The 11,557-nt window shown below is 69.8% G+C and carries 12 protein-coding genes; 3 read left to right on the top strand and 9 right to left on the bottom strand.

Translation table 11 applies throughout. The annotated features are described in order from the left end of the window. Window positions 1–45: 45 nt before the first annotated feature. A complete protein-coding gene (locus tag KBX53_RS09600; protein ID WP_210858699.1) occupies window positions 46–1,359 on the bottom strand; it encodes a hypothetical protein in 1,314 nt (437 codons plus the stop codon). Between the two features lie 476 nt (window positions 1,360–1,835). Between KBX53_RS09600 and KBX53_RS09595 the strand changes: the two genes are divergently transcribed. Continuing rightward, the gene (locus KBX53_RS09595) at window positions 1,836–3,401 is read left to right on the top strand and encodes a polysaccharide lyase family 1 protein (protein ID WP_210858697.1); all 1,566 of its coding nucleotides are present in this window, start codon (window positions 1,836–1,838) and stop codon (window positions 3,399–3,401) included. Window positions 3,402–3,503: 102 nt separating this feature from the next. Here the strand turns inward: KBX53_RS09595 and KBX53_RS09590 are convergent, their stop codons facing one another. From KBX53_RS09590 to KBX53_RS09570, 5 genes are all read right to left on the bottom strand, one after another. Continuing rightward, window positions 3,504–4,814, bottom strand: coding sequence for a radical SAM protein (locus KBX53_RS09590; protein WP_210858695.1), 1,311 nt, complete (start codon window positions 4,812–4,814; stop codon window positions 3,504–3,506). Between the two features lie 61 nt (window positions 4,815–4,875). Continuing rightward, window positions 4,876–5,280, bottom strand: coding sequence for a superoxide dismutase, Ni (gene sodN / locus KBX53_RS09585; RefSeq protein WP_030333904.1), 405 nt, complete (start codon window positions 5,278–5,280; stop codon window positions 4,876–4,878). Between the two features lie 106 nt (window positions 5,281–5,386). Then, window positions 5,387–6,193, bottom strand: a complete 807-nt coding sequence (locus tag KBX53_RS09580; protein WP_210858694.1) for an inositol monophosphatase family protein — start codon at window positions 6,191–6,193, stop codon at window positions 5,387–5,389. A 3-nt stretch (window positions 6,194–6,196) separates the two neighbouring features. Further along, window positions 6,197–6,712: a hypothetical protein gene (locus tag KBX53_RS09575; protein ID WP_210858693.1), complete on the bottom strand. Its 516-nt coding sequence runs from the start codon at window positions 6,710–6,712 to the stop codon at window positions 6,197–6,199. Window positions 6,713–6,850: 138 nt separating this feature from the next. After that, window positions 6,851–7,297 (bottom strand): iron chaperone, encoded by a 447-nt coding sequence (locus KBX53_RS09570; RefSeq protein ID WP_210858692.1) that lies wholly within the window; start codon window positions 7,295–7,297, stop codon window positions 6,851–6,853. A 204-nt stretch (window positions 7,298–7,501) separates the two neighbouring features. Here KBX53_RS09570 and KBX53_RS09565 point away from each other — a divergent pair, with 204 nt between their 5' ends. Both KBX53_RS09565 and KBX53_RS09560 read left to right on the top strand, forming a co-directional pair. Further along, window positions 7,502–8,275: a GNAT family N-acetyltransferase gene (locus tag KBX53_RS09565; protein ID WP_210858691.1), complete on the top strand. Its 774-nt coding sequence runs from the start codon at window positions 7,502–7,504 to the stop codon at window positions 8,273–8,275. Between the two features lie 14 nt (window positions 8,276–8,289). Next, window positions 8,290–9,009 (top strand): hypothetical protein, encoded by a 720-nt coding sequence (locus tag KBX53_RS09560; RefSeq protein ID WP_030333910.1) that lies wholly within the window; start codon window positions 8,290–8,292, stop codon window positions 9,007–9,009. Window positions 9,010–9,014: 5 nt separating this feature from the next. Here KBX53_RS09560 and KBX53_RS09555 read toward each other — a convergent pair whose 3' ends face one another. From KBX53_RS09555 to KBX53_RS09545, 3 genes are all read right to left on the bottom strand, one after another. Beyond that, a complete protein-coding gene (locus KBX53_RS09555) occupies window positions 9,015–9,731 on the bottom strand; it encodes an NADPH-dependent F420 reductase (RefSeq protein WP_210858690.1) in 717 nt (238 codons plus the stop codon). A gap of 26 nt (window positions 9,732–9,757) precedes the next feature. Continuing rightward, complete coding sequence (locus tag KBX53_RS09550; RefSeq protein ID WP_210858689.1) at window positions 9,758–10,786, bottom strand: LLM class flavin-dependent oxidoreductase; 1,029 nt, start codon at window positions 10,784–10,786, stop codon at window positions 9,758–9,760. Beyond that, window positions 10,779–11,557 (bottom strand): LLM class flavin-dependent oxidoreductase (locus KBX53_RS09545; RefSeq protein ID WP_210858688.1); only part of this gene is annotated, 779 nt, incomplete at its 5' end. The genes KBX53_RS09545 and KBX53_RS09550, both read right to left, overlap by 8 nt.

Here is an 11,557-nt window from a genome sequence, read left to right as displayed (position 1 = left end):
GATCGCGCCGTCGGGTCGAGGCGTGGCGTCGCCCGACCCGCGACCCTACGGCTTGGCCTGGTCGAGCAGCCAGCGCAGGATGCCGTCGTCCTCGTAGGTCGGCCCGAACGCCGCGTGGTAGTCCGGCACCGAGAACGCGGCGTCCGCGTACTCGGTGTAGCGCACCAGGTCGGCGGCCTGCTCGGGCGTCTTGCCCCGGGCGGCGTACGCCTGCCGCAGCACCGCCGTGGAGTTGCGCGCGCCGGAGACGTTGAGCAGGTGGTCGTGCTCGCCGTGGGTGATCCACACCGGCACCTCGGCCGCCGCGATGGCGCTCGCCTGGGTGGCGTTGACCGGGAAACCACCGGTCACCAACCCGCCGGCGAACAGGTCCGGACGCTTGGCGAACGCCTCCCAGAGCAGCTGCGAGCCGTACGACACGGTGGTCGCGTACACCCGACGGGTGTCCACCGCGAACTGGTCGACGAACTGGTCGAGCAGTTTGACCAGCAGGTCCGCCTCGGCGGCTCCACCGACCCGCTGGTGCTGCGGGGCCAGGACGATGACGTCCTCGGAGGTGCCGGTCCACTGCGGTTGGAGCCACGCGGTCGCCGGGATGTCGGCGGCGAGCTGGACACCGAGGTTGTCGCCGTCCCAGCCCATTCCGTGACCGGGCAGGACGACCATCAGCGGGTACGTGCGGCCCGGCTGGTAGTTCTTCGGCAGGTGGTAGTGGTACGGCAGCACCATCCCACCGCTGAGGAACGAGCCGTAGGTGAACTCGTCGACCAGGTGGTTGACCGGCTTCGCGGTGACCGGTCGGGACTCGCGCGGGGTGGCGCGGGCGAGCACCGGCCCCTTACCGGCCCCTCGGCCGGGCTGGCCGTGCACGTCCTCGCGTTGCACGACCCGGGTGGGCAGCTCGGGGTTGACCTTCACGGTGCAGAGGAACGTCGGGCACTTGGAGACGATGACCGTCGAGCCGCCGGTGTCCGCGGGGTCGAGTTCGACGATGACGTACCTGCCCGGCGTCGACCGGTGGTCGTCGCGGGTGTCCGGTGCCGAGTTGGTGTAGGTGCGGGTGACGGTCCGCTCGGCGAGCTTCGGCAGGTCCTCGATGGGGTTGAAGCGGAAGTTGTAGATGGTGTCGGTCACCGCGAACGTGTCGGTGTCGAGGGTGCGGGGGTTGACAGTGGCCCCGTACTCGATCGCCACCGCGGAGACCTTCTGGCCGTACGTGTAGACGGTGGTGATCGGGGTGATGCTGCGGATTCCGTCCGGGGCGCCGGGGCTACCGGTCGCGCTGCCGTACGCCGTGCCGGAGGCGGTGGCCAGGACGACGGCGGTGGCGAGCGGGATCAGTCCTTTTCGCAGTCTCATGCGGGTCCTTTCTCGGGGGTGGTGCGCTCAGTCGACGAGCCTGCCCGGGACCGGGAGGGGACGGGTCGGAGCGAGCCGGTCGCTAAACTGATTTAGCAGAGCATCGGTGGCCGGTCCGGCGCTGTCAATACCGCGCGTGCGCCAACCTGCGGACCGGGCTCGGCGAGCGCCCCGCCCGCTCGCCCGAGCGTCCGGGAGCACTGCAACAAACCTGCAAGCGTCAGCTATTGCCTTCAGGGAAACCGCTTTCCTACGATTGCGTTACATCGATGTTTCGATTAACGGTCGGGCGAGTGGCGTCACCAGGAGCGCCGCGCTCACCCGACACATCAGTGCTTCCACCAGGGCACGAAAGATCTCGATGACATTCTCGCGATTGACTGCCGCCAATTCCTGAACGACGTCCGTCGGCAGGTGTGATCGCGGTGTCCGTCGAGTCGAAACCTGGTACGAGACGAATGCGAAGGTGAGGCGACATGAGACGACGAGTCGTGTTGCGACGTCGGGCGGTGCTGGCCACCGCGGCCGTGCTGGTAGCGGTCGGGGTGACAGTGCCGACCCCGCAGGCCTCGGCGGCGGTCGGCAACGCCACCGGCTACGCCACCCAGAACGGCGGAACCACCGGCGGCGCGGGCGGGCAGACGGTGCGGGCCACCACCGGGACGGCGATCCACGCGGCGCTGTGCGGTCGGCCCAGCAGCAGCACCCCGATCACCATTGAGGTCAGCGGGACCATCAACCACGGCAACACCAGCAAGGTGTCGGGGTCGAGCTGCAACACCGCGGCGGGCGTGATCGAGCTCAAGCAGATCAGCAACGTCACCATCATCGGGGTCGGCAGCGCCGTCTTCGACCAGCTCGGCATCCACATCCGGGACTCCAGCAACATCATCATCCAGAACGTGACAGTGCGGAACGTCAAGAAGTCGGGTTCGCCCACCTCGAACGGTGGGGACGCGATCGGCATGGAGAGCACGGTCCGCAACGTCTGGGTCGACCACGTCACCCTGGAAGCCTCGGGTGGGGAGTCCGAAGGGTACGACGGCCTCTTCGACATGAAGGACAACACCCAGTACGTGACGCTGTCCTACAGCATCCTGCGCAACTCTGGTCGCGGCGGCCTCGTCGGGTCCAGTGAGAGCGACCTGTCGAACGGCTACATCACGTACCACCACAACCTCTACGAGAACATCGACTCCCGGACGCCTCTGCTGCGCGGCGGTGTGGCCCACATCTACAACAACCACTACGTGAGCCTGCACGAGTCCGGCATCAACTCGCGGGCCGGCGCCAGGGCCAAGGTGGAGAACAACTACTTCCGCGACTCCAAGGACGTCCTGGGCACCTTCTACACCAACGAGCGCGGCTACTGGCAGGTCGGCGGCAACATCTTCGACAACGTGACCTGGTCCAGCGCGGGCAGCGAGAACTACCCGGCCGGCCCCAACCCGACCTCCACCACCACGGTCAGCATCCCGTACCCGTACAGCCTCGACGGCGCGAGCTGCGTACCGGAGATCGTCCGTCAGACGGTCGGCGCCAACACGGGCCTGAAGGTGTCGAACGGCAGTTGCTCGCCGCAGACCCCGCCGCCCACCACCCCGCCGCCGACCACGCCGCCACCCACCACGCCACCGCCGACCACCCCACCGCCGACCACGCCGCCGCCCACCGGTGGGACCAACCTCAGCCTCGGCGCCGGCGCCGACGGCTCCAGCAAGGCCAGCGGGACCAGCTACGGCAACGTCCGCGACGGCGATCTGAGCACCTACTGGTCGCCGGCCGGGTCGACCGGCACGATCTCGATCAAGTGGGGTTCGGCGACCCGGGTGTCCCGAGTGGTGATCCGCGAACCGTCCGGCACCCAGGGCTCCATCGGGTCCTGGCAGCTGATCAACAACGACAACGGAGCCGTCCTGGCCGCCGGCAGCGGGGCCGGAGCGATCACCTTCTCCGCGACCTCGTTGAGCAAGATCAACTTCAAGATCAACAGCTCCGACGGTACGCCACGAGTCGGTGAGTTCGAGACGTACGCCAGCTAGGGCCGATGCGGTTCTCAGCGGTATACCTCAGGGGTATGAACATGCCCCCTGAGGTATACCGCTGTTCGGCAGTTCCGCACGGCTGGTCAGCCGGCGCGGCCGTCACGAATCAGTCGACGGCAGGGTGTCCATGAAGGAGCTGACCGAGAAGACCGCTCGCCCCGGCCCGGCCGGACCGTACCCGGGCGGGCTGGAAAGACCGTGCGCCTCCATCGTCGCCCGGTAGACCTCCAGCAGGCGGACGTGGTATTCGAGCGGCGCGCCCTGCGGGTTCGTCCGGCCGAGCGGGGTGGTGGGCTCCGGGCACCAGGTGGTGAACCGGGGCGTGATCCCCCGGGACATGAAGTAGTCGAGCCCCTCAGCGGTGGAGGCGATCGCCTCGTCGACGCTGGTGAAGCCGTGCGGGGCGGCCATCTCGACGCCCGCCACGAAGTTCGGGATCACGTTGCGCGGGCCGAACACCTCGGCGGAGTCGAGGATGCGCCGGTGCCACTCCTCCCGACCGACGTAGCGCTCCTTGCCCGGGCAGTACAACTCGAACAACCGCTTGTCCCACACCTCGTAGTTGGGGTGGTAAATGCGGATCCCGTAGTCGTGGAACCGCTGCACATCGGCTCGGGGCAGCGCCTGGGCCACCACCTTGCCGATCCAGCGGCCCGGGAAACGCTCCTCGATCGCCTGCGCGTACCGGCCGTAGAAGTCGGCCTCGGTGAGCCCGTTGACCTGCGAGGTGATGCTGCCGCCGGTCAGCGTGTACGCCTGCGACGCGCGGTCGGTGTCGTGCCGGTTGATGATCTCCAAGGCCTCAAGGACCTCGTCCACGGGCTTGACCCCGGTGTAGGGGCGGCCGGCCTGCTTGTGCTGCCGCCAGTTGTGGTTGATGTCGCAGTACTGGCACTCCTCCTTGGCGCCGAAGTACTGACAGACCCGGAACGCGGTGAGGTAGATGAGATAGCCCCACTGGATCGTCGGGGCGACCTCCATCACCGACTTGCCGTTGGCGAGGGTGTGGCGGTAGTACGCCGGCATCGGGGGCAGCCCGACGTCGGCGATCGGCCGCCCGTCCAGGAACAGGCGCAGTCGACCGTCGCCGTCGGTGCCGACCCGGTACGGCGAACTGGGGTTGGTGCGGACCGAGACGACGGTCCGGCGTAGCTCGTACGGACCCCCGGTGAGCACGATCTCCTCCGGCGGTCGGCGCAGCGCGGCCGTCCCCAGCTCCGGCAGCGTCCGGTGGTCGAAGGAGAAGATGAAGTACGACTTCGGCTTGACGTCGCCGTGTTCGTTGTCGGTCAGTGCCGCGTCGTCGAAGGCGAGCCCGCCCCGCAGCAGGTCCTCCTTGAGGACCGCCTCCCGCGGCACGTGTGGGAAACGGCTCATCAACTCTTCGACGAGGTCGGTGCGCGACGTCATGCGGTTCCTCCCGAACGTGGTACCCCGAACCGGGTGGCCTGCGCCACCCGGTACCGGCTGCTCAGCTCTGCTTGGTCTCCCAGAAGATCTTCGAGATCTCCTCGATCTTCCCGAGGAGCTGCTCGGCGACCGCCGGGTCCGCGGCGCCCTTCGCGCCGCCGGCACCCGCCAGCTTCGTCGCCTCGTTGAACAGGCCGTGCAGCTGGGGGTACTTCTCGAAGTGCGGCGCCTTGAAGTAGTCGGTCCAGAGGACCCAGAGGTGGTGCTTGACCAGCTCGGCTCGCTGCTCCTTGATGAGCAGGGAGCGGGTGCGAAACTCCGGGTCGTCGCTGGCCTGGTACTTCTCGGAGATCGCCTTGATCGACTCGGCCTCGATGCGGGCCTGGGCCGGGTCGTAGACGCCGCACGGCAGGTCGCAGTGGGCGCTCGCGACGGTACGCGGGCGGAGCGGGCGGGGCAGGTGCATCAGATTCCCTCCGACGGTGGCGCTCGGCTGACGGACGTCCGGACGCGACGGCCCGGACGTGATCATCTAGGGACGCTAGAACCTCAACCCCACTTCATGTCAAGTGTCATGCTGGTCCGGGGCGCTGCCTCCGGACGAGTGTCAGCAGGGCGGCGTGTGTCCGCTCGTCAGCGGCCACCACGAGACCGTTCCCACCGGTGTGCAGCGGTTCGCCGTCGAGCCCGGTGACCACGCAACCGGCCGCCTGGCAGAGCGCGATTCCGGCCGCGAAGTGCACGCTGCGGCTCAGGTCGTGGCGGTCCGTCAGGTAGGCGGCGCGGCGACCGGCGGCGACCCACGCAACGGCCAGGCTGGTGGAGACCACCCGGGGGTGGAACTGCTCGATGAAGTCCTCGTCGGCGAGCATCCGGGCGGCCAGGAAGACGTCCCGGCTGGGGAACGGCGGGTCGAGGTTGACGTCGACCAGCCTCGACTCGGCCGACGGCACGAGCCGCTCGTCGGTGCCCGCGAGGCGGACGTACGCGGCACCGCCGTCGGTCCAGAACACCTCACCGCTGAACGGGTCCGCCGACGCGGCCACGGCGCAGCCCGTCCCGGTGAGCAGCGCGACGTTGACCGACACGAGCGTGGTGCGGGCGGCGTAGTTCGCCGTGCCGCAGAGCGGATCGACAAGCCAGGTGCGGCCGTTGTCGCCGGTGCCCGTGCGCCCGCTCTCCTCGCCCACCACGAGGTCGTCGGGGCGCGCCCCGCGCAGGACGCCGAGGATGGCCTCCTCCGCCTCGATGTCGACGGTGGTGGCGAAGTCGTTTCCGATCTTCATGAAGCGGGTCAGCGGCGACCCGAATCGCGCGCGGACGACTGCCGCGCCGGCCTCCGCCGCCGCGATGGCCACGGCCTGGTCGGTGATCGACACGTGTCACTCCGGCAGTTCGGTGATCGCGAACCGACTGACCACCCCGATCATGATCATCGGGGCGTCGCCGTCGCACTGGTTGACCGAGACCGCGACCCACCGGCCCTCGGCCGCCGTCGGCCCCCACACGGTGAGGTCGCCGTAGCAGTCCATGTCGCTCAGGGACTGGAACAGCGCCGGCATCGGTGCGCCGGCCTGCTTGCGGAACAGCGGTACGTGCATGGACACCCTGCGGTGCGGGCCCCAACGGCGGTCAAGTTCACCGACGACAAGGGTCAGGTTCGCCGTGGCGACCTCCTCGGCCTCGTTCCACTCGGCGCCGTACACACCGACGAGGTCGTCGCTCTCCCAGAGCGGAATGATCTGGAAGCCCGCCCCCCGGGTGCCGGTCCACTCACCGGTGGCCGGGTCGCCCTCGCTGACCGGCTCGCCGTCCGTGGGCAGCTCGACGGCGAGCAACGACTCGACGTGGGAGACCGCCCGAGCGGTGTCGAACGCCTCACCCGCTCGGGCCGTCACCGGGCTGCTCGTGTCGCCGCTGACGGTCCGCGCCACATCGTCCGCACTGTGTCTCCCTCGGTCGCCGGCCCCGATCATCGCTCACCTCTGGCCGCTCGGCCACTGCGGTCGCCCCGATCCAGGCGGTTAGCGGGACGATCAGGAAACCGCTGCCCGCACCAGCTCGGTGATCTTCTTCTCCACGGTGGGGCTCCACTTCTGCAGCGCGTACGACGCCGGCCACATGTCGCCGTCGTCGAGGTTGGCGGTGTCCTGGAAGCCCAGCGTCGAGTACCGGTAGTTGAACTTCCCGGAGTCCTGGAAGAAGACCACGATCTTGCCGTCCGCGTTCGCGTAGGCGGGCATCCCGTACCAGGTCTTGGGCGTCAGGTCCGGGGCGGCGGCGGTCACCGTCACGTGGACGCGCTCGGCGAGCGCCCGATCCTCCGGCTCCATCTGCGCGATCCGGTCGAGGACCGCCTGGAGCCCGTCGGCCTTCTTGGCACCCTTCTTGCCCTCGGCGCGCAGCTCGGCGGCGCGCTCCTTCATCGCGGCGCGCTCCTCGGCGGTGAAGCCGTCGGACTCGGTGGTGGTCTTCGTGGACATGGGCGGTCTCCCTCTCGTCGTCCGGCTCGGCGTGCCGCCGGCCGTTCTGGGAAAAGGCTAGGCCGGACGTCGGCCCCGGGGCTTCTCGATTCCTGATCGGTACGGAGCACCGCCGGATGCCCGAATCGTCACGTTTGCTGGTCTAACGGATTGCTGGCTAGGTTGACGGACTCGTCAGGACTAGTTCCATGGGGGAGACCAGGCATGAGCACCACCGCCGACCGGTTGGCGACGGCGTACTCCGACGCCATCGAGACACTCTGCCGGGTGACACCGAAGGGCTGGTACGCCGAACGCGGCACCGCTCGCGCGGGGGTCACCCACACCGGCGTCGCGTCGCTCAACGGGGTCTTCGACCTGACCACGGACCCGGACCTCGGCTCGCTCGACGAGTTGGCAACCGAGGTCCGCGCGCAGGTCCCGCACTGGTCGATCATCGTCCGAGGTGAGCCCAGCGCCGGGATCGCCGAGCTCGCGGCCCGGCACGGGCTCACCGAACGCGGCGCCCTCCCGCTGCTGGCCTGCGCCACCGACGACATCGTGTTCCGGACCGGCTCGACCCAGCAGACCCTGGTACGCCCTGTCGGCGCCGCCGAGAGCGACACGTACACCGCTGCTTTCGCCGAGAGCTTCGAGGCGCCCGTCGGTGTCTTCGGCTCGCTGATGGGCGGCGCGGTGCTCGACACCGACGGCGTGACCGGCTATCTGGCCGAGGAGTCCGGCCGTCCCGTCGGCACCGCCCTCGGCATGAGGGCCGCCGGCGTGGTCGGTGTGTTCAACATCGGCGTCGTACCGTCCGCCCGGGGTCGTGGCCTCGGCCGGGCGCTCACCGAAGCGGTGCTGCGCGACGGCATCGCGGCCGGCGCGGACATCGCCTACCTGCACAGCAGCCCGATGGGCCGGCCGCTCTACGAGTCGATGGGCTTCGCGCTCGTGCAGAACTGGACCATGTTGACGGCGCGACCGAGCGAAGCGTGACGGGGGAGAAGGCCATGAGCTTCAGTGAGAACGTGCGTTCGGCCTTCCGGCGGGGCGAGACCGACGCCGTGGTGCGGATGAGCGAGGCCGAGATCGAGCGGGCGCGGGCGGCCGGCGACCCGGCGGGTGAGGTGGAGGCCCGCTACAGCCTCGCCCGGGTCGCCATCCGCGGCGGCGACCTGGCGGGCGGGGAGGCCCGGGCGCGGGAGGCCCTGGCGGTGGCGCTGCGCTCCGGCGACCGCGCCCTCGAGGAACGGCCGAGGCACGTGCTGGCCGGCGTCGCGCGGATGTCCGGCGACCTGGTTCGGGCGCGGGAGCTGTACCGGGAGAGCATCGCGCTCAACGAGACGCTCGGCCAACCCAAGACCGTCAACTCCGAGTATCACAACCTGGCGTTCTGCGAGCTGGGGCTGGGCAACCTCGACGTGGCGCGGACGCTGTTCGCCGAGAACCGCGAGCGGGTGTTCGACAACGGCTGGGCCGACTTCGTGCCGTACGTCTGCGTCGCGGGCGCCGCGCTCGCGACCGCCGAGGGAGATCACCTGCGGGCGGCGCGGATGATCGGCGTCGCGGATGCCGCGTTCGCGGCGCTCGGCCAGGTGCCGGACCCGGACGACGCGGCGGACCTCGCCCGGATGCGCGCCGCCGCGGTCGAAGCGCTCGGCCCGGCCGCCTTCGACGAGGAGTACGCCGTCGGCCAGCTCCTCGAACCGAGGGCGGCCTTCGCCGCGTAGCCGCGCTAGGCGGCCCCGGGTGAGGTCGAGGCTCGGGCGGCGGTGACGACCCGTCCCCGCTCCGACTCCGGGAAGCGGTCGAGCATCGCGCGGACCTCGTCGGCGCTCACGTTGGCGCCGAACAACTCGCTGCCCGGTTCGAGTCGTACCCCCTCGGCCAGCGGGCCGGCGACGACCGGATCGAAGCCGAGCGCGTCCACCAGTGTCGACACCTCGGCGACGTCGGCGCTGTCGTCGCCGGCGATCGCGATGGCCTTGCGCCCGGCCACCCCGGCCGGTCGGGCCTCGTCCTCCAGGTCGTGATAACCCATGTGGTTGAACGCCTTCACCACCCGGGAGCCGGACAGGAACGCCTGGACGATCTCGCTCGACGAGGTACGCGGGTCGGTGAGGTCGTCGCGGATGCCGTCGATCTCCCACCAGTAGTTCATGGCGTCGACGACGAGCTTGCCACGCAACGCCTCGGCGGGGATGCTGCGGTGCTTGCCCAGGGGTAGGGCGAGGACGACGATGTCGGCGTCGGTCGCCGCGTCCAGCGCGGTGGTGGCCTCGGCCCCCGGGGCGAGCACCTCGACGGTGAGGGCGATCTTCGCCGGGTCGCCGGAGCCGGCTACCCGTACCCGGTAGCCGGCGGCGACGGCGAGCCGGGCGAGCACGGTGCCCACCTTGCCGGCACCGAGGATGCCGAGGGTGGCAGGCCGGCTTCGGTCGTTGTCGGTCATGTCGTCCTCTCGCGGGGAAGTGGCGGTCAGGCCAGCAGTTCGCGGACCATGGGGATCACCTTCGAGCCGTACAGTTCCACGGCGCGCATGCGGGCGCTCGCCGGCTGTGCTCCGGCCGAGTAGATGAGGTCGAACCGGCCGACGCCGAGGCTGCGGATCGCCCGGGCCATGCGGCGGGCCACCGTCTCCGGTGAACCGATGTAGAGGGAGCCGTTCTCCACCTCGGAGTCGAACTCCTGGCGGCGGATCGGCGGCCAACCCCGCAGTTTGCCGATCCGGTCCCGCATGATCCGGTAGTGCGGCCAGTAGATCTCCTTGGCCTCCTCGTCGGTGTCGGCGATGAAGCCGGGCGAGTGCATCCCGACCGGGTGCGCGGTGGTGCCGAGTTGCGCGGCGGCCCGGCGGTAGAGGTCGATGTAGGGCGCGAAGCGGTCGGGAGCGCCGCCGATGATGGCGAGCATGAGCGGAAGCCCGTACTGGGCGGTGCGGACGACCGACTGCGGCGAGCCGCCCACGCCGACCCAGGTGTCCAGGCGACCCGACTCGGTCTTCGGGAAGACGTCGGCGTTCTCCAGCGGGGCACGCAGGGTCCCGCTCCAGGTGACCGGTTTCTCGTCCAGCAACTTCACGAACAGGTCGATCTTCTCCTCGAACAGCGTGTCGTAGTCGCGCAGGTCGTAACCGAACAACGGGAACGACTCGGTGAACGAGCCGCGGCCGAGGATGACCTCGGCCCGGCCGTTCGACAGCGCGTCCACGGTGGCGAAGCGCTGGAACACCCGCACCGGGTCGTCCGAGCTCAGCACTGTCACGCCGGAGGCCAACCGGATCCGCGAGGTGCGGGTGGCGATGCCGGCCAGCACCGTCTCCGGTGTGGAGACGGAGTACTCCGGACGGTGGTGCTCGCCCAGGGCGATGACGTCGACCCCGAGCTGGTCGGCGAGCACCGCCTCGTCGACGACCTGCCGGATCGCCGCCGCGTGGGAGACGAGCTTGCCGGCGTCGTCCTGCGGTACGTCACCGAACGTGTCAAGGCCGAACAAGAGATCAGACATGGGTGGGCTCCTTCGCCAGCAGCTCCCGGACCCGTGGCGCGACCGCACTGCCCAGCAGGTGGATCGTGCGCGCACGGGCCTCGCGGGGCAGGTGCATGATGTCGTACTTCAGGTCGAAGCGGCTCAGCCGCAGGTCGCGAGCGACAGTGGCGATCTTCTGCGCCACCGTCTCGGGTGAGCCGACGAACAGCGCCCCGTGGTCGATTTCGGCCTCGTAGCGCGCGCGGTCCGGTTTGTAGAAGCCGCGTTCGGCGGCCAGGGCCGCCGCGACCGGCTGCCAGTACCGCCACCACGTCTCCACCGCCTCCTCGTCGGTGTCCGCGACCAGGCCGAGGGAGTGCTGCCCGATTGGCGGCAGGGTATGCCCGAACTGTTCGAGCGCCCTGGTGTAGAGGTCGACGTGGCCGGCGAAGCGCTGCGGACGCCCGCCGATGATCGCGAGCATGAGCGGAAGTCCGTGCCGGGCGGCGCGGATGACCGAGTTCGGGCTTCCCCCGACCCCGATCCAGGTCGGGATGCCGCCGGCGGGCATCCGTGGGTGCAGCCGCTGCGCGGTGAGCGGGCTTCGTACCGTGCCGGACCAGGTGACCGGTTCGTCCTGTCGCAGCCGCAGGAAGAGGTCCAGCTTCTCCTCGAACAACCGCTCGTAGTCGGCGAGGTCGTAACCGAACAACGGGAACGACTCGGTTGCCGAGGCGCGGCCGAGGATCACCTGGGCGCGGCCGTTGGAGACGGCGTCGAGGGTGGAGAACTCGTGGTAGAGCCGTACCG

Source organism: Micromonospora sp. M51 (assembly GCF_018070305.1).
In the GTDB taxonomy this organism is placed as follows: domain Bacteria; phylum Actinomycetota; class Actinomycetes; order Mycobacteriales; family Micromonosporaceae; genus Micromonospora; species Micromonospora parva.
Note: the sequence above shows the minus strand (reverse complement) of the source record. Positions and strands in the feature narration are given on the sequence as shown.

Bases quoted from the DNA above. Each gene is read 5' to 3' on its own strand.
- KBX53_RS09600 (WP_210858699.1), bottom strand. From the start codon at position 1,359: ATGAGACTGCGAAAAGGACTGATCCCGCTCGCCACCGCCGTCGTCCTG.
- KBX53_RS09570 (WP_210858692.1), bottom strand. From the start codon at position 7,297: ATGTCCACGAAGACCACCACCGAGTCCGACGGCTTCACCGCCGAGGAG.
- sodN (WP_030333904.1), bottom strand. From the start codon at position 5,280: ATGCACCTGCCCCGCCCGCTCCGCCCGCGTACCGTCGCGAGCGCCCAC.
- KBX53_RS09595 (WP_210858697.1), top strand. From the start codon at position 1,836: ATGAGACGACGAGTCGTGTTGCGACGTCGGGCGGTGCTGGCCACCGCG.
- KBX53_RS09555 (WP_210858690.1), bottom strand. From the start codon at position 9,731: ATGACCGACAACGACCGAAGCCGGCCTGCCACCCTCGGCATCCTCGGT.
- KBX53_RS09550 (WP_210858689.1), bottom strand. From the start codon at position 10,786: ATGTCTGATCTCTTGTTCGGCCTTGACACGTTCGGTGACGTACCGCAG.
- KBX53_RS09590 (WP_210858695.1), bottom strand. From the start codon at position 4,814: ATGACGTCGCGCACCGACCTCGTCGAAGAGTTGATGAGCCGTTTCCCA.
- KBX53_RS09565 (WP_210858691.1), top strand. From the start codon at position 7,502: ATGAGCACCACCGCCGACCGGTTGGCGACGGCGTACTCCGACGCCATC.
- KBX53_RS09560 (WP_030333910.1), top strand. From the start codon at position 8,290: ATGAGCTTCAGTGAGAACGTGCGTTCGGCCTTCCGGCGGGGCGAGACC.